Origin of the sequence: Salinimicrobium flavum (assembly GCF_042684505.1) — a bacterium.
GTDB classification, from domain to species: domain Bacteria; phylum Bacteroidota; class Bacteroidia; order Flavobacteriales; family Flavobacteriaceae; genus Salinimicrobium; species Salinimicrobium flavum.
The window spans coordinates 153,933-173,506 of the sequence record NZ_JBHULT010000006.1 but is presented as its reverse complement, the minus strand read 5'-3'; the positions used below and the strand labels follow the sequence as shown (position 1 = coordinate 173,506).

20 protein-coding genes and 1 riboswitch are annotated in these 19,574 nt (G+C 43.4%); of the genes, 9 read left to right on the top strand and 11 right to left on the bottom strand.

Annotated features, from left to right (window positions below; genetic code table 11):
* Nucleotides 1-96: 96 nt before the first annotated feature.
* Nucleotides 97-735, top strand: coding sequence for a hypothetical protein (locus ACFSTG_RS04045; protein ID WP_380748727.1), 639 nt, complete (start codon nt 97-99; stop codon nt 733-735).
* Nucleotides 736-1,021: 286 nt separating this feature from the next.
* On the opposite strand, the gene ACFSTG_RS04040 is transcribed toward ACFSTG_RS04045, so the two are convergent.
* Nucleotides 1,022-1,318, bottom strand: coding sequence for a GIY-YIG nuclease family protein (locus ACFSTG_RS04040; RefSeq protein ID WP_380748725.1), 297 nt, complete (start codon nt 1,316-1,318; stop codon nt 1,022-1,024).
* An 879-nt stretch (nt 1,319-2,197) separates the two neighbouring features.
* On the opposite strand from ACFSTG_RS04040, the gene ACFSTG_RS04035 reads away from it, so the two are divergent.
* Together ACFSTG_RS04035 and ACFSTG_RS04030 are read left to right on the top strand one after the other, a co-directional pair.
* Nucleotides 2,198-2,353 carry a hypothetical protein gene (locus tag ACFSTG_RS04035; RefSeq protein WP_380748723.1) on the top strand — a complete coding sequence of 52 codons (156 nt, stop codon included), beginning with the start codon at nt 2,198-2,200 and terminating at the stop codon, nt 2,351-2,353.
* Between the two features lie 90 nt (nt 2,354-2,443).
* The gene (locus tag ACFSTG_RS04030) at nt 2,444-3,019 is read left to right on the top strand and encodes a sigma-70 family RNA polymerase sigma factor (protein ID WP_380748721.1); all 576 of its coding nucleotides are present in this window, start codon (nt 2,444-2,446) and stop codon (nt 3,017-3,019) included.
* A gap of 47 nt (nt 3,020-3,066) precedes the next feature.
* On the opposite strand, the gene ACFSTG_RS04025 is transcribed toward ACFSTG_RS04030, so the two are convergent.
* The 4 genes from ACFSTG_RS04025 to ACFSTG_RS04010 form a co-directional block, all read right to left on the bottom strand.
* Nucleotides 3,067-4,413 (bottom strand): OprD family outer membrane porin, encoded by a 1,347-nt coding sequence (locus ACFSTG_RS04025; protein WP_380748719.1) that lies wholly within the window; start codon nt 4,411-4,413, stop codon nt 3,067-3,069.
* The gene (locus ACFSTG_RS04020; RefSeq protein WP_380748717.1) at nt 4,413-5,477 is read right to left on the bottom strand and encodes a c-type cytochrome; all 1,065 of its coding nucleotides are present in this window, start codon (nt 5,475-5,477) and stop codon (nt 4,413-4,415) included. Before ACFSTG_RS04020 ends, ACFSTG_RS04025 begins: the two co-directional genes overlap by 1 nt.
* 388 nt (nt 5,478-5,865) lie before the next feature.
* Nucleotides 5,866-6,060, bottom strand: coding sequence for a hypothetical protein (locus tag ACFSTG_RS04015; protein WP_380748715.1), 195 nt, complete (start codon nt 6,058-6,060; stop codon nt 5,866-5,868).
* 111 nt (nt 6,061-6,171) lie between these two features.
* Nucleotides 6,172-6,906, bottom strand: coding sequence for an SDR family oxidoreductase (locus ACFSTG_RS04010; protein WP_380748713.1), 735 nt, complete (start codon nt 6,904-6,906; stop codon nt 6,172-6,174).
* Between the two features lie 224 nt (nt 6,907-7,130).
* Here ACFSTG_RS04010 and ACFSTG_RS04005 point away from each other — a divergent pair, with 224 nt between their 5' ends.
* Nucleotides 7,131-7,613, top strand: coding sequence for a DUF4440 domain-containing protein (locus ACFSTG_RS04005; protein WP_380748711.1), 483 nt, complete (start codon nt 7,131-7,133; stop codon nt 7,611-7,613).
* 110 nt (nt 7,614-7,723) lie between these two features.
* On the top strand, nt 7,724-8,554 hold the full coding sequence (locus ACFSTG_RS04000) for a DUF5602 domain-containing protein (protein ID WP_380748709.1): 831 nt from the start codon (nt 7,724-7,726) through the stop codon (nt 8,552-8,554).
* Between the two features lie 83 nt (nt 8,555-8,637).
* Here the strand turns inward: ACFSTG_RS04000 and ACFSTG_RS03995 are convergent, their stop codons facing one another.
* The 4 genes from ACFSTG_RS03995 to ACFSTG_RS03980 form a co-directional block, all read right to left on the bottom strand.
* Complete coding sequence (locus ACFSTG_RS03995) at nt 8,638-9,252, bottom strand: dioxygenase family protein (RefSeq protein WP_380748707.1); 615 nt, start codon at nt 9,250-9,252, stop codon at nt 8,638-8,640.
* A gap of 108 nt (nt 9,253-9,360) precedes the next feature.
* A complete protein-coding gene (locus ACFSTG_RS03990; RefSeq protein WP_380748705.1) occupies nt 9,361-11,595 on the bottom strand; it encodes a DUF2357 domain-containing protein in 2,235 nt (744 codons plus the stop codon).
* Nucleotides 11,595-13,529, bottom strand: coding sequence for an MrcB family domain-containing protein (locus ACFSTG_RS03985; protein ID WP_380748703.1), 1,935 nt, complete (start codon nt 13,527-13,529; stop codon nt 11,595-11,597). Before ACFSTG_RS03985 ends, ACFSTG_RS03990 begins: the two co-directional genes overlap by 1 nt.
* A gap of 173 nt (nt 13,530-13,702) precedes the next feature.
* Entirely contained in the window at nt 13,703-14,086 is a 384-nt protein-coding gene (locus tag ACFSTG_RS03980; RefSeq protein ID WP_380748702.1) for a hypothetical protein, read from the bottom strand.
* Nucleotides 14,087-14,128: 42 nt separating this feature from the next.
* A riboswitch (SAM-I-IV-variant riboswitch) is annotated at nt 14,129-14,225 on the bottom strand.
* 225 nt (nt 14,226-14,450) lie between these two features.
* Here ACFSTG_RS03980 and ACFSTG_RS03975 point away from each other — a divergent pair.
* Genes ACFSTG_RS03975 through ACFSTG_RS03965 form a run of 3 tightly spaced genes read left to right on the top strand, consistent with a single transcriptional unit; the run spans nt 14,451 to nt 15,343 of the window.
* A complete protein-coding gene (locus ACFSTG_RS03975; protein WP_380748701.1) occupies nt 14,451-14,678 on the top strand; it encodes a hypothetical protein in 228 nt (75 codons plus the stop codon).
* A gap of 56 nt (nt 14,679-14,734) precedes the next feature.
* Nucleotides 14,735-14,956: a hypothetical protein gene (locus ACFSTG_RS03970; RefSeq protein ID WP_380748700.1), complete on the top strand. Its 222-nt coding sequence runs from the start codon at nt 14,735-14,737 to the stop codon at nt 14,954-14,956.
* Nucleotides 14,957-14,977: 21 nt separating this feature from the next.
* A complete protein-coding gene (locus ACFSTG_RS03965; protein ID WP_380748699.1) occupies nt 14,978-15,343 on the top strand; it encodes a GerW family sporulation protein in 366 nt (121 codons plus the stop codon).
* A gap of 393 nt (nt 15,344-15,736) precedes the next feature.
* On the opposite strand, the gene ACFSTG_RS03960 is transcribed toward ACFSTG_RS03965, so the two are convergent.
* Together ACFSTG_RS03960 and ACFSTG_RS03955 are read right to left on the bottom strand one after the other, a co-directional pair.
* Nucleotides 15,737-16,462: a CPBP family intramembrane glutamic endopeptidase gene (locus ACFSTG_RS03960; RefSeq protein ID WP_380748697.1), complete on the bottom strand. Its 726-nt coding sequence runs from the start codon at nt 16,460-16,462 to the stop codon at nt 15,737-15,739.
* A gap of 107 nt (nt 16,463-16,569) precedes the next feature.
* The gene (locus ACFSTG_RS03955) at nt 16,570-17,292 is read right to left on the bottom strand and encodes a CPBP family intramembrane glutamic endopeptidase (RefSeq protein WP_380748695.1); all 723 of its coding nucleotides are present in this window, start codon (nt 17,290-17,292) and stop codon (nt 16,570-16,572) included.
* Between the two features lie 386 nt (nt 17,293-17,678).
* Between ACFSTG_RS03955 and dinB the strand changes: the two genes are divergently transcribed.
* Complete coding sequence (gene dinB, locus ACFSTG_RS03950) at nt 17,679-18,896, top strand: DNA polymerase IV (protein ID WP_380748693.1); 1,218 nt, start codon at nt 17,679-17,681, stop codon at nt 18,894-18,896.
* Nucleotides 18,897-19,574: the final 678 nt, after the last annotated feature.

Here is a 19,574-nt window from a genome sequence, read left to right as displayed (position 1 = left end):
CATCGCCTTTCATTTTTGAGTGGAGACCAGAACCCACTTTAAAAAACGGGGAGTAATTCGAAAATCCTTAAGAGTAGAAGATCAAACCATCAAAGAATGAAAACATTTGTATTTGTCCTGTCATTCCTTTTTACAACGGCAGCATTTTCTCAAACCAAGCTTTATGTACATCCCGATGCAGATGAATATGTAGAGAACACCACCACTATCGCGATCCTGCCCCTAAGGGTACAGGTGAAGCTGAGACCAAAAGAATTAAAAGATTTCACTTCTGAGCAGATAGCAGAGATGAACAGGAATGAAGCTCTTGATGTTCAAAAAGGGATGTATACCTGGTTTTTAACCCGTAAGAAGAGAGGTAGCCTTTTAGTAGAAGTGCAGAATCCGGCAAGAACGAATGCTCTGCTGCAACAAAACGGCATAGATATCCATAACTATGACCAGTACCTGCCCAGCGAACTCGGAAAGATCCTGGGAGTGGAAGCCGTGATCACCGGTACGCTCGAAACTTCAAAACCAATGTCTAATGCTGCTGCCATAGGGCTGGCTGTCTTCACCGGCGGGATGTTCGCTACAAGTACAGCTACTTTGAATATGGACATCAGCAACGTAACAGATGACGAACTGGTAGTGAACTACAATAAAAAGGTAAAAGGTTCCCTTGGTTCAGATGCGCAGGATCTTATTAATGTCTTGATGAGAAAGGTGTCCAGGAGGATTCCTTATACCAAGTAGGTTTTAGATATATTCAATTTATTTATCCTTCGTAAAGAGTAATCCTTGCGAAGGATTTTTTTTGCCGCCGTCTTTGCGAAGAGCCATCGGTGCGATTGACGCTGGTCTTGTGGTAGGGTAATCTTTCTCCTGCCACCGTCTTTGCGAAGGAGCCCGGTGGGCGACTGAAGCAATCCCCCTCTCGGCGAGGTCATTTTACTCTTTGAATCCAGGATTGAGCATCTGTTCATTAAGTGGGAGATTGCCTGCCTGCCGGCAGGCTAACAAAGACATTTAGAAAAATGGATCAAAATGTAAACACCCAACCGTCTGATAGATCATTCCAATCAGGATTTTGCTGTGAAATAAGCTTTTCCTTTTTGGCTCTGCTGCCCGCTTTGATTTTCTTTTCAAATTCAATGGCTTCTGAAATATTGGTGAATTCCTGGAAAAAAACAAGTTTGTCACAGCTGTACCTTGAAGTAAACCCTTTGTAAGCCTTAGTTTTGTGTTGATAAACTCTTTTCAGTAAATTAGAAGTAACGCCGGTATAGATTACGGTGTGATGTACATTGCTCATCATGTAGGTATAGGAAAAAAGCATATCTTAAGATAAAAAATTTTTTCTTGCTACCGTCTTTGCGAAGGAGCCGCGCGGGCGACTGAAGCAATCCCACTCTCGGAGCAGTCTTTTTACACTTTGAACCTTGGAGTAACTTTTTCTAAAGAAGAAGGAGATTGCCGCGGTCGGGTTGTCCCCTCCCTCGCAAAGACGTACCAAACAGTGGGAGATTGCAAAGACGTTTTCCAGAAGAATGAATTAACCCTGTTCATGCGTCCTTGCCACCGTCTTTGCGAAGGAGCCTGGTGGGCGACTGAAGCAATCCCCCTCTCGGAGAAGACGTTTTCAAATTTGAACCTTGGAGGGATTTCCTGCTAATTAAGAAGGAGATTGCCTGCCTGCCGGCAGGCAGGCCGCGGTCGGGTTGTCCCCTCCCCTGCCTACCGTCAGGCAGGCTCGCAAAGACGTACCAAACAGTTAGAGATTGCCTGCCTGCCGGCAGGCAGGCCGCGGTCGGGTTGTCCCTTCCCCTGCCTGCCGGCAGGCAGGCTCGCAAAGACGTATTCAAAAGAATGGAATACATTGTTAAGCAGGCCTTGCCACCGTCTTTGCGAAGGAGCCTTTCGGCGACTGAAGCAATCCCCCTCTCGGCGAGGGCATTTTACTCTTTGAATCCAGGATTGAGCATCTGCTCATTAAGTGGGAGACTGCCTGCCTGCCGGCAGGCAAAATCGCAAAGACGTTTTCCTAAGAATGAATTAATTAAATACATTTCGAATCAACGAATCAACTAATCAACGCTTCCCCGAAACCACCGCTTCCCAAATCAGCGAATTAACCAATCCCTCAATCCCATAATTTTTTTTGCATCCTTTTCCTCCCCACGCAGTCTTGGTTTAAACAACTTAAAAACCTTGACAAATGAAAGACTTCAGTATTCCAATAAATGCAGGGACCTGCGAATGTTCTGCCGCGGCGAAACAAGGGAATGTAAAACCCTCGCTGAAGAAAAGGGTCATAGCCTTCTTCAGGTCGTACCCAACTATCACCAAAGAATGGCTGCATTACAAGATGTAGCCGGAGTAGGTGGAACGGAAATTTTTATACAGATTTCATTTTGTGTTGAAAAATTTCTGAAATTAACCCGTTAATTTTAATTTTTCGGCCATGACAGAACTTAAAAAATATGACCAGATCTCCGGTTTCTGGGACGGTTATAAAGATGCTCTTCGGAATTATATCTATAAGATCGTAAAGGACGGGGATACAGCTAACGAACTATCCCACGAAGTGCTGATGAAGGTGTACAGTTCCTGTTGCTCGGGAAGACCCATCAGGAATATCAGGTCATGGCTCTTCCAGATCGCCTATAATACCTGTATGGACCACTTTAAAAAAAGCGGCCGTACCTCCGAATTAAAAAGTGATATCGTAGAAGATGAAGAGAACCTGGTGTACCGGGAGGCAGCCGAATTTATTGCGCCGCTGTTGCAACTGCTTCCGAAGAAATATGCTGAACCCCTGCAGCTGTCAGACATTGGGGGCATGAAACAGCAGGACGTGGCAGAAAAACTGGGGCTGAGCCATACCGCGGTCAAGACCCGCATCCACCGCGGAAGAAAACTGCTCAAAGATCAGATCACCGAGTGTTTCCATGTTGAGGTGGATCAGAGCGGTCAGCTTACCGCTTTCCAGGTCAAAGGTTCCTGCGCTGCCTTGCAGGCAAACTGTGCCAAGTGCTGATACCCCGGAGAGTTTATGAGTGAAATCCTTAAAGGCTCAGCGTCCTTTCAGAAGTTATAGTTCAGGATGAGATCTATGTGGAATAGATCGGTCTTGTTGAAGTAGAAATTAGGATTATCGGGAAAGTCACCCGAGGCGAATTTGCCTACCAGCAGGATCTCAGGTTTCAGGTTCTTCCATTTCTCAAAATTGAAGAACAGGTCCAGATTTACCTGGGTGTAATCGGGGACAGCGTACTTGTTGAGCCTGGGATCCAGCACCGAAGGTTTCCACTGGTGCCCCACACTCAATATGCTGCGCACCTCTGTCTTTAATCCTTCAAGTGGGATCACCGTGTTATAATAGGCCACCAGCGCATGGTTGTCCCCCGAGCCCTCACTGCGCTCCCTCTTCTGAAAGCTGAACAGGAACTCACGGCCCCATTCCCTGGGGAAGATGAACTGCCCGTGCGGCAATATATGGTCATAGGAGAATGCAAGGGAAGAACGATCCCATTTATAATTGATGCGTGCTCCCAGAACATCAGATGATTTTTCCGTAAAATATCTTAATTCTTCCCGGGCATTACCGCCGTCTCCTACCCGCTGCTGGTGAAGCCATTCCAGTTCAACCGATACCTGCTTACTGAATTTCCACTCCGGGTTCAGGTATGAGGTGTTGAAAATATTGTCTGTATAATAGTTCCAGAGATCAATGTTGAGGTGCTCATGCAGGTTGAAATTTGCATGGGCTGTGATGAGAAAATCAGACTTTGTGTTGCCTGCATATTGGGCCGCTTCTCCACTCCAGTTCCTGCCTGTCGCATAGGTGCCAATACTTTCTCCTATAGAATAGAATTCGCCGGTAGACCGGGGGGCGATCTCATTGAAAACACCGGCTTCAAAAAGGGCATTTTCCGGGGCCTTCCAGGAATAATGTAAACCCTGTACAAAGGTAGGGATCATCCTGCCGTCCTGCGGATTGATAAGCGGGGAAACGAACTTCATCCTTCCCAGTTTCAGGTCATGTTCCTGCACCTTATAGCGTACAAATAATTCCCCCGGAATGAACAGGAATTTTTCATCAAGATCAAGCCGGTTAAAAAGACCTTCTTCATACCTGCTTAATTTCCCGGTGGTGGCATCGGGAATGCTAAGGTCCTGTATCCAGGTATTCACCGAGACATACATTGCCCCTGTTACCGAAAAATTCGGGGTGAAGGCGTAACTGTATTTTAGATGTCCCCCGGTGGCCAGGGCCGTAAAATCCTTCAGCTCATCTTTGTTGAAGGTGTTCATATAATAGCTTCTCCACTGGCCGGAAAGTTCTCCTCTTGATTCCACCTGCAGGCTGTCTTGCGGGAAAAGCGTAAACGGGAGTATGAAAATTAAAAACAGGCAACTCTTTTTCAGCATTATTTATCTTTCTTGATCCCGTATTCTTTTAAGTAGAATTCGGCAATGGGACCGTATGGTCCGTACTTATGCTGCTCTGGCGAAAAATTGTCTGCATACGGGCCATAGGGTGTTGACATGGGTTTAAGCTTGAGGTCGGGAAAATCGGCTTCTTTATTGGCCTTTTCGGGACGGGAGAAACTGTTGATGTACCCTGCCACATGGAAAGCCTCTTCATCGGTGAGTTGCGGGTTTTCCCAGGTAGCGACACCAAAGGGCATATTTCCTTTTATGAACTGTGCCGCAGTGATCACCCGGTGCATCCCGGCCCCGTCGTTATATGTATCATCGCCCCAAAGCGGTGGGTACAGCCATCCTTTATCAGGATCTGCAGCCGCGACTCCCTGCCCGTTCTCCCCGTGGCATATCATACAATCTTTGGTGTAAACCGCCTTTCCGCGTTCCAGGTCTACGGCTTCCTCAGGGATCTCAAGAGATACAAACCCCTTGTAGTGCTTCTTTTTTTCTTCAGGAAGATCTTCTCCCAGCCACGACATATAAGTTACAATGGCTTCCATTTCTTTGGAGTCTGTGGGTAAGGCTTTCCCGTTCATACTGCGCTCCATGCAACCATTGATCCTGTCTTCAATGGTTCCTTCGCGGTTCTCCCTTCCGCGGAACTGCGGAAAACGATCTACCACCCCTACCCATGAGGCAGAACCGGGGCGGGTTCCAAAATCAAGATGACAGTTGGTACAGGAAAGGGTGTTGCCGGCAAAATGCATTTCAGGATCCTCAGCATTAGGACCCATATATTTTGCACTTTCTGCTAACAGGCGGTACCCGTATTCAACGGTCTCATCCATTTCGCCCGAAGCAAGGGCTGCCTGCACATCTTTTGGGGCCCATTCTGCTTTGATCTCTCCTTCTTCTTCCGTAGCAGTTACAGGTTCATCCTTACCGAAACTGAACAACGATGGGTTGACAGTATATAGATATACCCCCGCAAAGAGGACTACGATCATTGCGATTACCGCACTAAAAGCGTAAAACAAAGGGGTGGCAAGGGATCTAATGTCTTTCATATGCTTATTTATTTTTCTTTTACACCTGATTATTAGAGGAAACTGGTCTCTAAAATCCAATCGATAAACCTAAAACATACCCGTCACTCCTTATGTAACATATGTTACAGATTCTAATGGTATTTTCGGTTTACCTAAAGGTAAGTTTGAAGATAAGATTATGGAATGATAAAACTCATAAACGGAATGTTTGGTAAAAAGGAAAATTTTGAATCTGAAAAGGATCCGATTATTATCTGATTCTGAATAGAAAAAGTTGTGTGAGATAGCTTTCCTGAAGTGATCCGGGCTTAAAATAAAGAAGACTGATCGGGAAAAACCTGATCAGCCTTTTATTATGCGGCACACCTTGGGGGGAACGGTATACCTAGGGTAGGGGACTAAATTTTTAGTGAACCGAACTCATGTTCAGTTTCTCTTTAATGGTGTTTTCGTTATTTCGGTAGTATTTATAACCCAGGTAACCTGCACCGGCAATTGCTCCCCATTTAAGAAGACTGCCTGTCCATTGAAGGCCTTTTTTAGCAGCCCATAGTTTTGCAACTGTTTCACCTGTTTCTTTAGTCTTTCTCTTCAAGTCCATTAGATTCGTTTTTTAGATTCCTGTCCAAATTGCAAAACAATAACCGGGCAAAGCGTTAAAGACTTTTGAAATAACATGGTTTTAACCAATTTTGAGGAAATTTAATAAAAATCAGGCCTTTCCGGTGGGCTTAATAAGGATTTCATTCACATTTACTTTATCGGGTTGGGTGATCGCATACATCACTGCATCGGCAATATTTATGGGGTCGAGTTTAGGTTCATCTTCATCATCATAATCCTTATCATCCAGCAGTTCCTTATCTGTAATGTCATCTCTAAGGTTGGTGGCCACCGTTCCGGGTTCTATCGCAGTGACCCTTATATTGAACTCGGGCGAGAGCTCCATGCGCATGGCCCTGGAGAGTGCGATCACCGCCGCTTTTGAAGCCCCGTACACCGCGCCGCCTTCAAAGACCTCTTTCCCGTCTACAGAGGCGATGTTGATGATATGACCGTTCTTCTGGGTCTTCATGGCGGGCAGCACCTCGCTGATGCACCTCAGGGTGCCTTTTACGTTCACTTCTATGGTTTCCAGCCACTCCTCGAGGTGGCGGTTCTTAAGATAGGTGAGGGGCATCACCCCGGCCGAATTCACCAGGATGTCTATCTGCCCGAATTTATCCCATACATCCCTGAAGGCTTCGGTCACACTTTCGCTGTTCCTTACATCCATTTCAACTACCATACTCTCGTTAGACAGCTCTTCCTGTAGTTGTCTCATTTTATCTACACTGCGGCTGGCCAGGGCTACCCTGCAACCCGCTTCAGAGAGCTTTTTGGCAATAGCCCGTCCTATTCCGCTGCTGGCACCGGTGACCAGTGCTACCTTGTCTTTTACCTGCATTTTTCAGTTGATTTTGTTCCTATACAATATCGGATTTTTTAAGGCCATTAACAGTAGGGGCAGAGCTAAATAACAGATTTTTAACGGCTAAGCTTTTCTGCGGAAGGTATTTCGTTCTTAAACCGTTGAAATTGGTATTTTATCTAAAACCCGCTAAAAAAAATGAATATATCGCTGTTTATTAATAAATTAGATAGGAATTTTTAAAAATAAAATCTATGAAAATGTATAGACTATTGCCTTTTCTGGCGCTGCTGCTCGCTTTTGGAGCATGCCAGGATAAAGAGAGGGAAGAACCCGAAACAGATGACATGATGGCCGAAGAGGAATATGCCGACCCTGACCAGGTGATCGCAGACTGGAATGACGCATGGAACAGCAACGATCCCCAGATGGTAGATGATATGATCGCAGATGATGCGGTACTTATCCTGGATGGGCAGCATGTTGAGCAGCAAGACAGTATCATGAGCTGGATGGAGAAAACTTCCATGTACATGAAAGACCTTAACATGAAGTCACAAAAAAAGGGCACAGGAGACATGATGGCCTATGATGTTGGCTCTTATACCCACACCTATACCAATGACAGCACTCAGTACAAAGGCTTCTATACCTTTATCTGGGAGCGCGATGGCAGTGAATGGCAGGTGAAGGTGTTGAACATCTCAGATGTTAAAGACAAGGATAGCATTTCTAACCAATGAGTTCATAATTCGTAAATACCAACCAAAAATGAGAAGCCCTTCCTTAATTGGAGGGGCTTTTTTATTTTATTTTATTTATTTTTATATCTATTAACTTAAAAATCAGCGTCATGAAGAAATTTCACTTTCTCCTGTCGCCCCAAAGATTTCCTTACCTACTGCTTATTTTACTGCTTGTTTTTATTTCCGGTTGTGAAAAAGAACCGGTGAATTCTATTGATGATCCTACCCTGGACTTAAGGTCGGCCGTAGATGGCAAGACTGAAAAACTAAACGAGTTTTTCGGACCTGCCCAACATCTTGGCCTGGGGGTGGTTCGCAGCACGGTGCGCATGAACAGGGATGGAACTCCTGAGTCTATAGGCGTGCGTCTTTCTGAAAAAGTGCTGGAAAGGCTTCCGGAACATCCCGTTATTCTCACCTTGACTCTGCCCAACAAAGCTGCAGGATTAGCCTTTGATCATATTGACCTTGACTGGAATCCTCAAGGGCATGAACCACAGGGGCTTTTTACCGTACCTCACTTTGATGTGCATTTTTACACAGTCTCTGAAGAGTATAAGATGAGCATAACAGATTTGGAAAAAGCGGCCAACTATCCCGAAGCGGAATATATTCCCGAAGGTTATCAACACCCTCCGGACTTCCTGCCGGTTCAACTGGTGCCTTATATGGGGGTGCACTGGACGCACGAGACAGAAGCCCCGCCCTTTACCCATACCTTCATCTATGGAAGTTATGACGGCAGCTTTATCTTTATGGAACCTATGGTCACTGTTGACTACCTGGTGAACGAGGCAGACGGCACCCCTTTTCCCATCGCCCAACCTGAAAAACACGCCCTGGAAGGTTACTATTATCCCACAACCTACAGTATGGATTACGATTCTAAACGCAAGGAATATATTATTGAGATGGCAGGAATGGTTTGGTATGATTGATCCTGTAATTAGTATTAATATAAAAAGCTGCCCCGGAGGCAGCTTTTTATATTAACTGTTAGTTCTATTATTCAATGTGATATTCAATATTCCGGAATATTCTTCCCCAGGATAAAATCCCTGTTGATCACGTAAATATCATCTTGCTTTTTGAGTTCCACTACGCCCGGGGTTCCGCCGCGGGGACTGGAAGAGACATGGTCGTCGCTTAACAGTTCATCTCCCTTAAAATAGATGGTTTCCAGCCAGTAATATTTTCCGTCAGGTTCGAGAATGTATGGGTGGATGTGGGCAGGTTCGGTGCGGCTGGGATATGATTTGGGTACCTGTGTATAAAAAGTGAATTTTCCGTCCTTTCCGGTCTTTGCCCAACCTCTTAAATAGCCGTGCCTTTTCCCCCAGCCTTCCTCGTCGCCCTTAGTAGGGTATACACCTTCTGCATTGGTATGGTGGATGTATAGGATCACTCCCTCTGCCGGGGTTTTCCCGTCGGGTTCATAGATGGTACCGCTGAGCTTTAGCTTCTCTGCGGCCGACTCAAATTCGGGAAGGGTATCCACGGCAATAAGTTCCCGGTCGCCATACTCCAGCACAGCCTCACAACCCTCACAGTTACCACCCACCAACTGCGGACTTGCCTCCTGGGACTTCGCGCAGGCAGAAAAAGTGAGGGCGATTAATAGAAGAAGAGATTTCATAATTCAACTTTTGTAAAAGTAAATTAATGAAAATCTGTGAGTTATGTTTTTAAATTGATGAAAAGAAGTTGGGTTACCTCTCAAAAGTGGAATTTTTGACAATTTCTTTTATACTACTCTGTTCATTAATTCAGTAAGAGTGACAGTAAACGGATTAGGCCCTTCAAATTTTTCAAGACTTCTAAAATCCCATTTTACTTTCTGAAATTCTGGTGAGTTATCTTCTTCGACTTCAAATATGAGATAACTGTTTTTGGTAGGATATCCTTCTTGAACCATTTTTTCTTTAGAAAAGACTTTAGGTCCATTTCCGGTTATTTTATAAAGCCGACCAGATAATTCTTCAGTTTTGGTGTGAAGAAGCAAGTATTTGGCAGAGAGTTCAGAGGCAGTTAGAGGAATAGCTCCTTTACGGTCATCTATTCGGATGTTATAGTATTTCTTATTTTTTATCCATTTCAGATGATTATCTCCCTTATAGTATCCAACTAAAACATTAATATCACTTGGGATAAAAGATCTGTTACTTCCATAGGCCTCTGGCAATGGTTCCTTTAATTCCTCTGGATCTGTGTTATGTATGTCAAAAATACGAAAGGCTAAATGTTCTCTTTGTGAAGCTCTGTTAAGAAAATGGTCAATGACCCGAACAATAAAACTTTTTAGATCTTCTATACCACTGTTTGTTCTCGAGGGTCGAACAGGAAAGGCACCCAGACCGGGTAAAATTTCATGAAATCCTTTTCTTTCTGAAGTCTCTGTGCCAGGATAAAGAATGTATGCTCCACCCGTTCTTCTAATAGCATCTTTATAGGCATGCATTTTTAGAAGATCGACATTTTTGTAAGTGCCTTGAATTTGCTCTTTCTTTTCTTTGTTAAGATCTTGATCCTGATCAATAATTTGAACAAGATTGTCAATTTTATACTTTGCATCAAAGTGGATATGGACGATTAATTCTTCCTTTTCTGCCATTTCCTCAGATATACCGGCTGGCCAGAATGATAGGGTGTAATCAGGTCGCATGGATTTAGTCCAGCTTCCGGGCGCTGGATGATCTCCATTATTTGAGAAGGTTCTGTTGAAGGAGAAATTTACCCGAAGTTTCCTTATTCCCTGATCAAATATTCCTCTAATAGATCTTTTTTCTCCCATGGCCAGTTGTAAACTCAGGTGATCATTGGTAGGTTTGATAAGATCCTCTAAGTCCTTAGGAGAAATTTCGAACAGTTCCTTCAGTACATCTAATAAGGTAAAAAACAACCAGTATTCATATAGAGTAGCTATGTCTTTCTTACCACTGGAGTAAACATCTTCTCCTCCTTTCCAAACTAGACGGGCAGCAAGATCAAACATTAGCCATGCTTTCAGTACTTCTCTGTATCCTTCTTTTCTTTGAAGAATAGGACTGTTAAGTTTTAAAATTTGAGCACGGGAAATCTCTGCGAAAAAAGTGTGATGCAGATGTTGTTCCAGTTTTTCAATGGTAGCAGTAACTTCCTTATCAATTCTGGTTCCTTGCTTAACTGCAGTTTTAATATCATTACACAACTTCAAAAAGCTCTGTAAAGCATGTTTAATGAATCTGTTCTCAGCAGTATCTACTGTCTCTGTTTTTAAGTCTGAATGAATTCGTGCAGGCAGACTTGACAGGCCCTTACTGTAGAGGCTATGACTCTCTCCAAGATGAGTTCTTTGAGAGCGGGTCAAAAACTGTCTTACATGATAATTTTTAAGTTTGCCAATATTTCTAATATCAGTTTCCTCAGAAATTCTGCACCAGGCCGAATTAGGTGAGGTTATTATTCTGTGAACAGCTTCATTGAACTCCTCTGTGTCTATGACGGATTTTATAAAAGTAAACCTCTGATACAGAGTTTCGCTTCCTTTGGTGAAATCCGGTTCAAAATTTTGTGAAACAGGAGAGTTGACTTGCATTAGAAGATCTGTGCAATGTTCAGTAATACTCTCTAACATGAAGCGATAGTCGTTCCGGTATTTTGTTTTGGAGGATTGAACTTCAAGACTAACAGCTCCTATTTGTTCACCTGTTTCCTTGTGAAATACAGGAATGTTAAGGGTCCCCACATAAATATTTGGTGTAATTCTACCCTGGTAAGAAACGAAGGGATCCTTTTCAATAATTTCATCGTTTTCAAAATAGAATGAGGGATTTGAAAACTGGTAATGATAAAAATAACCTTCTTTAATTTGAAAAGTAGCTTCTCCAAAATCCTCTGCATCTTCAACTTTGAAGATAGATTGTGATGCTTTAGCTCTTATCTTTAAAAAGAGACCTTTCTCAATTGAATCTAATGGTATTTCAAGTTCTATTTTAGCCATTAAGCTTCTGCATAACTGGCAAAACCATTTTCCACAACCCCATTGTACATTCTGGATATTTTTTCTAGTGTCAACGGGTATCTTACGGAGTCATTATTAATAAATGAAAAATCAGATTTCAGAAAGACTTCTTTTTCAATATTTTCATTAGAGGAAGCTAAACAAAACTGACCTAAGGTTTTAAGAATGGGTACTAATTTTCTTCGGGAGCCATGTAATTTTGGTAGTAACTTTTGCATTATGGCGATATCTACTTTTTCATCTTCTTGCAGCTCCATATTAATGACAGAAAGATTGTACAGTAGTTGATGAATTTCTGCACCACTGCGATAACCAAATTCAGCTCCAGTCTTCTTTAATTCTATAAAGAAGTTTAGCAAAGTATCATTGACAGAATTATTGGGCTTTTCATAAACTGTGTTAGACGAAATTCTCAGAAAATCGGCTACCATTTTTGCTCCTTTTCCATGTAGAACTGAAAGATCTGGCTTGCTGTTGTTATTGAGAAAGGTTTTCATTTCTTCAGCAGTAATTCGGAATTCTATGGTATTGGCTCTGTCTAAAACCTTTGGGCTGAACATGTAAGTGGTTTCATCAATGTTGACAGTACCCACTATGAAAACATTTTTAGGCCATGATACCTTGGAAGGAGCTCCATTTTTCTCTTGATCATCCTCATACAGAGTAATATCTTGACCACTTTCCATGATACTTAGAAAGTCAGCAAAATATCTTTCTACATGGCTAAGATTCATTTCATCCAGAATAATAAAATAAGGTTTACTTTCTTCTTCTTTAGCTTTTATTAGAAGGTCCAGAATCCCATTCTCTGGCTTTACATATTCTTCATGATCTATGGCATTAGAATATCCCAGTAACGGTTCTCTATTTGTCCAATCAGCACCTACCGGAACTATACAAAACTGTTCCTTGTCATCGCAAATCCAAGTGGCAAATGCCTGAGCTAATTTTGTCTTACCTGAGCCTGAAAGACCTGTAAGAATAACAAATGGTTTGGTTACTAGTGAAGCGACGAAACGATCTATTAACTTCTTGGAAAATGTCAGTCCTCCAGCTTTTGCGTCTTCTAAAAAATTGCTGGTCCTCAATTTTTCTTGTTTAAGTATATTATAAATTTTGGCGGAAGTGTCTTTTGCTTCAGTCTTCTGGAAAAGATTGTTTTCTATTATTTCTTTTTTTGAATTTACATCTTTATAAATTCCGATAATTTCTTGTAAATCTTTTTCAAACTGCTCAGCATCCGGAAGATTAGTTGTGTCGTAGACTTTAAATATATAAGAATCCCCATATCTCATTGGTTCTCCTAACCCCTTTTCCTTAAAAAAATGTTTTATTGTTTTTTTACTACCTAATTCGGGCCAGGACATAGGAGGTTCATTGGTTTCACTTATCCCATATGAGAGAATTAGCATGTTTATGTCCTTATAGTAAAGAAGGCCCGGGTAAATTCCTTCGCTAGTTGTATGCGGGGGCATAAGAAAAGAAATCCAGGGTATGCGGGCAGGAAATCCTTGGCCAAAACTAACTTTCACTTTAAGACCTTTAAAGCGGTCCCTATAATGCTTAGTTTTTAAATTTCCAGTTTTACTCTGTTCTAAAAAATTGAGTAACTCTGGGTAAAATATATCATTCTCTGACATAGGAGATCCATTTTTGTGAATAATCTGAAAATTATTTCTTTCCAAAAGTTGAAAGCAGGGAGTATCTAATCCCCCTCTAAATGTGCGGCGGTCTAAAACTTCTCCGTTAGCAAAATAATTTGCGTAAGAGACTAGGAGCTTCGGAGGATAAAGCTTTTCATTAAATTTAGCGTCATAGTACTGAGAATCACCATTTGCAGGAATTCCTTCCTTGTCTATTTTTTCGACAGCTTTTTCAAGATGTTCATGTGTAATATTTGTTGGAATACTCATAGAATAAATTGCAAGGATTAACTTGGATTTTTTGAGTAGGGAAGTTCTCTTCAGCATCAGCTTCAGAAGAAATAAATGTAGGAAAATAAACTCAGAATCTAATCTGCAGTTCAGGGATTAAGAATAAAAATCTTTTCCACAGCAACACCTCCCAAAAATGCCATTTTTATACCTCACCATATAAACGGCAACCAATACACATCATTCAAACTTCGGGGAATGGCTGAAATGTGTAAACCTCCCGCTTCATCGGGTCTTTCTGAGAAATGGAAGTGTTCGCAATCTTCGGGAAGGCTTTCAAACACAAGAGTGAAACATTGGTCTGTGCCCTCGATCCACTGTGGATGCAGGGGAACGCCAAAGGCAAACAGCAGTTTTAAACGCTCTCCCATTATACGTGAGATCAAAAACGTGTCGGGGTGAATGCTTATCTTCTGCAAGCCCGGGGCAAAGCCGTGAATGATAGTTTGATGTTCCTGAAGTGGCAGCTTTAAAAGGTGTTTGGGAAAAACGATTTTACCGGTTTGATCTTCCCCCTCGGTTAAATGAAAGCTCATGATTCCTGATCTTTTGGATCCAGACAACAGGAATGAATAATGGAGGCCATTTGTTTTTGACAGACTGTCCACATCTTAAAACCACCGTGGAGTGTTGCTCCCGGTTGGTACCTTGAAAGAAGGATTCCTGATGCATGAAAAAGTTAATAATCCCGGTTCCCTTTTGGAGCCGGTGGTACAAATATAAAAAATTCAGCGGCATCAGTTTAAAGGTTACCAGATTTAGGGTATTCATAAACAAGCAGCAGGTAGCAGATTCCCCAAAGGGATTTATTTAATTCTTTGTTAAACTCTTGCGATCCTGATAAAAGTCATCCTTTTAAGTGTCACTAATTCAGAGATTTAGATGCTCAAATTTGGATGTATGATCTGGCTTCTCATTATTTTAGGGCTTTTGCTGACTTTCCTGTTCTTTTTATTGCTGACACCGCTCGTTCTTGTGATTGATACTGAAAAAGCAGAGTATTCCCTGACTTATAGAGGAGTGGGAGGTGTAAACCTCATTCCCGATGCAGAGGAACTGGTCTTTTTGAGGTACAGAATTTTTTTTTTGAAGGTAATTTTTATCCCCTTAGAGAAAGAAGATCAGTAAAAAAGAAAGAGAAGCCCGGGAAGAAGAGAAAAGAAGGAGGAATAAAAATGAGTCGGATGCCTGAGAGGATCTTTAACGTGTTGCGATCTTTTAGGGTGAGGGAGCTGAGATGGGAACTTGACACCGGAAATTACCGGCATAATGCACTGCTTTACCCCATCTTTTATCTTTTAAACCTCCAGGATGCTTCGGCAGGTATAAATTTTTTAGGAAGAAACGGGATTCGCATTAGAGTAGGAAACAGCTTAATGAGGATGCTGTTCGCCTTTTTCAAATAATCTTTTAAAATAAGACTAATCATGGAACTGAGATTTGAAGAATTACTGGACAGAATTACCGATTTTATGAGATCGGAGGCGAAAACAGAAACTGTCATTGGACAACAGTTTAAACTGGGAGAATTTACCTGCGTACCTGTTATTAAGGTGGGGATGGGTTTTGGTTCTGGTGGCGGTGAGGGAGAGGATCCCAAAAAAGGCAAAGGACAGGGTGGCGGTGCCGGCGCCGGAGTGAACATTCAGCCCATAGGATTCCTGGTAACTAAAGAGGATGAGATCTCCTTTTTAGGAACAGGTGCAAAGACCGGCCTGGCTGCTGTTTTTGAAAAGGTACCCGATCTTATCGAAAAACTCTCTGAAAAAACCAACAAAAAAGAGAACCTATAAGCTGATGTGGAGTGCTCATGTGGGGTTGAGGAAGTTACTGTACTCAATTACCCTGTTGTCCTCACTTTGACAGTTCATCATTGTGTCTGGGGAACAGTTTCAAAAGCTTTTCTTATGATCCTGATACATTTTTCGTATCCGGAGAACGGCTGTTACATCCCGAGCTCAATGTTCCGGTTCTGGTTGGCGGCCTGGGAGAATAGAAAATGAAGTGGTGATGGGAGGGAGGTCCTCCGGTAAATTCAATTTCAGGAAGCTTCAGGCGGGGCGGTAGTGGAACTTCGGGCGTGGAAAAATTAAGGGTGAGGACCTGAGAAATTCAGGTTTTCGGCTTCCCTTCCGCAGAGAAACTTCCGAAGAGATTCCTTCCGCAGAAAAAAGAGTGAAAATGATTCAGGAGTTATAGATGCTTACCAGGGTGATGCTGTCCAGCAGTCCGTGCACAAAAATGAGGGCCCAGATCCTGCGGCCGTTAAGGATATAGACGATCCCAAAGACCAGGCCTATGGCGGCGGTGAACAGGATCCCGCTTAGTCCCTGCCAGGTATGCACCAGCCCAAAAAGAAGGGCGCTAATCAATACTGCAAACCAGGTAGACCGGATGCTGTTCCCAAAGATGCTGTCTAAAGTGTTGATCAAAAAGGCCCTGAAAACGAGTTCCTGCACAAAAGCGGCCGCGATCCAAACCAGGAGGAGCGCGAACAGCAGTAAGGGGAGGTTTCCCCTTAAAGCGGCCAGGTGAGCGGTGTTTTGCGGCCCTCCAATTTCCAGCAGCAGGGGTTTAAGGAAAAGAGAGAGCAGGATCACAGCGGTAAAGGTGGCTACAGCCGTTAAAACAGGATTCCACCAGTTGGGTGGCCGTGCAAAGCCAAGGTCACTCCATAACCAGCCTGATGCCTTCTTATTGATCAAAACAACAGCAACCATAAAACCCACTTTGTAAAGCAACAGCCAGAAGCCCATGCTTTCTACATTAAGAAAGGTATTGGAATAGTAGTTATAGCTAAGGTAATCAAGGGTGAAGCTCACTGCGAGCAACAAAACAAGGGAAAGGCCCAGGAAACTTTTTGGGGGCGCCAGTTCATTAAGGGCAACGGTCTCTCTTGCAGACTCTTCCATAAGCAGGGCGTTTTGGGGTACAGCTGTTCTTTGCTTTACTTTTTGAAGATAGTAAAATAATTAAAAGGAAAAATTTGGGAGCTGCTGCCGTAAAACCTGCCGTTCGCTTAGGAATTATAGATGTTGATCATGGTAATGGTATCTATAAGCCCGTGAATGAAGATTAGCGGCCATATCCTGCGGCCATTGATCACGTAGGCGATTCCAAAAATAAGCCCCAGTCCGGTGGTGGTGAGGATCCCGCCTATGCCCTGGTAGGCATGTATCAACCCGAAGATCACAGAACTTATGCCTACCGCGCCCCAAAGAGACCAGGTAGAATTGCCCAGAAACTGTTCCAGGGCGTTGATCAAAAAAGCCCTGAAGATGAGCTCTTCCAGGAAACCGGCCGTGATCCAGAGTATAATGAGAGAGATGATGAGCTTGCTGAGGTCTCCCTGAATGTCATCAAGCATGGAAATCGCATTGGTATTGATAAGATCTGCCCAAAGCGGTTGTACGTAGCGTGTAAAGAGTACGAGCGTAAGGAACAAGGCAATGGTAATTAGAAGGGGTTTCCACCAGCTGGTGGGTTTGGCCAGTCCCAGGTCTTCCCAGCTCCAGTTCATCTCCTGTTTGTTGATGTAGACGATCGCGGCCATAAGCGCATTGTTGGCTATGAGCATCCAGAACCCGGTACCGGTAACCGAGGTAATACTGTCTGAATAGTAGGTGAACAGCAGGTAATTTATGGTGAAATTGATAGCCAGGAGCAGCATAAGGGAAAGGCCGAGGATTCCCTGCTGGTCAAGGGGCAGGGTTTGGGGTTCTACTCTTCGGTTATACTTCATTTTGGGGGGAATTCTATTTGCCGAAAACATTCTTTGATAACAGACACATTTTTACCTTAATTGTTACAATTTTTTACACTGCATAAGGGGCACCGGCTGGTACCCTGATAACTTCGGAAAAATTTGAATTTTAAACGGGTAACGAATGTAATAAAATTTTGAGGCTGTGCAAGTTGCGATTACCTTTTATGCTGCTATTTTAACTTATTTCTAACAGTTTCTGAAAGTCTGCCTGTTGGGGTGAATTCTTTCTGCGGAAGGCGTGTGACTTTGTTTTAACGGCTGCTGAAAAAATTTCTTCAGAATTTAACGCCTTCCTCACATGACCGAACCTAATTATTTTATAATTTTGGAATATTTCCAATAACACGGAATTATTCCATTTTATGAAGAGTAAATCGATCTTACACCTGGACCTGGATACCTTCTTTGTATCTGTAGAACGCCTGCTGCATCCAGACCTGGCAAACAAGCCGCTGCTGGTGGGTGGCCTGGGAGACCGCGGGGTAGTGGCGGCCTGCAGTTATGAGACCCGCAGGTTTGGGGTACATTCGGGCATGTCTATGAAGGTGGCGCGGCAGCTTTGCCCCCAGGCTACGATAATAAAAGGGAATTCTTCCACCTATACCAAATACTCCCACGAGGTAACCGAGATTATCAAACAGGCGGTCCCCGCCTTTGAAAAAGCGAGTATTGATGAGTTCTATGCAGATCTCACCGGGATGGACAAGTTCTTTGGCACCTACCGTTTCGCCAGTGAGCTGCGGCAGAAGATCATCAAAGAAAGCGGCCTCCCTATTTCGTTTGGGCTCTCGCAGAACAAGATCGTTTCTAAGATAGCCACGGGAGAGGCCAAGCCCAATAATCAGCTGCTCATTGAGAACGGGCAGGAGCGAAGTTTCCTGGCACCGCTCTCTGTGCGCAAGATCCCCATGATAGGGTCCAAAACCTTCCAGACCTTGCTGGGGCTGGGGGTGAGGGAGATAAAGACCATCCAGGAGATGCCGGTAGAGATGATGGAGAGTGTGCTGGGCAAGAACGGGCGCACCATCTGGAAACGCGCGCATGGAATAGATGACAGTCCCATTATCCCCTTTCATGAACGCAAATCGATCTCTGCAGAGCGCACCTTTCACCGCGATACCATCAACATGGTACAACTCTACGCCACCCTCACCGCCATGGCCGAAAGCCTGGCTTACCAGTTGCGGCGGGGTGACAAGCTTACCTCGGTGATAAGTGTGAAGATCAGGTATTCAGATTTCAACACCTACACCAAACAGGCGAAGATCCCCTACACCAGCGCAGACCATATCCTTATCCCCAAAATAGCCGGGCTTTTTAGTCAGCTCTACAACCGCCGGCTGCTCATAAGGCTGGTGGGGGTAAAGTTCAGCGGACTCGTTGGGGGGCATTACCAGATCAACCTGTTTGATGACAGCGAGGAGATGCTGAGCCTTTACAGTTCTATAGACAGGATAAGGAACCGGTTTGGGGAAAACAGCGTGATGCGCGCCTCCACCATTGGCGGCACCGAAATAGGCGGCAGGATGAACCCCTTCAACGGCGAACCTCCAATGCTGTATGCGCATAGGCAGAGTTAGTTTTCAATTATCAATGATCAATAAACAATGATCAATAAACAATGATCAATAATCCAATTTCTCTGCGGGCTTAGCGAAATCTCTGCGGCCTTTGCGAGAAATAAATTTGAGAATGAGATGATTTAAAAATGAGATGATTTGAGGGAAGGGGGAATTAGGGGATGAGGAGAATGGGTAATTATTTTTCACGCAGAGAGCGCAAAGGATTCCCGCAAAGCGCGCAAATAAAGGAACCACAAACAAGCACCAAGCACCAAGCACCAAGCACCAAATTCCAAATTCCAAAATTGATTTGAGGATGAGATAATTTGAAATGGAGCAGAAAAAGGTCCCCTTCCGGGGGATTTAGGGAGCAGGGGGATGAGGAATTCTGTGAAGATCAGCGAGATCTGCGGGAAATATTATCCAATTATCAATTAGCAATGATCAATAAACAAATTTCAAATTCCAAATTCCAAAAATGAATTTAAGGATGAGAGGATTTGAAAACAATAAACAATGATCAATTAACAATTATCAATAATCCAATTTCTCTGCGGGCTTAGCGAAATCTCTGCGGCCTTTGCGAGAAATAAATTTGAGAATGAGATGATTTAAAAATGAGATGATTTGAGGGAAGGGGGAATTAGGGGATGAGGAGAATGGGTAATTATTTTTCACGCAGAGAGCGCAAAGGAT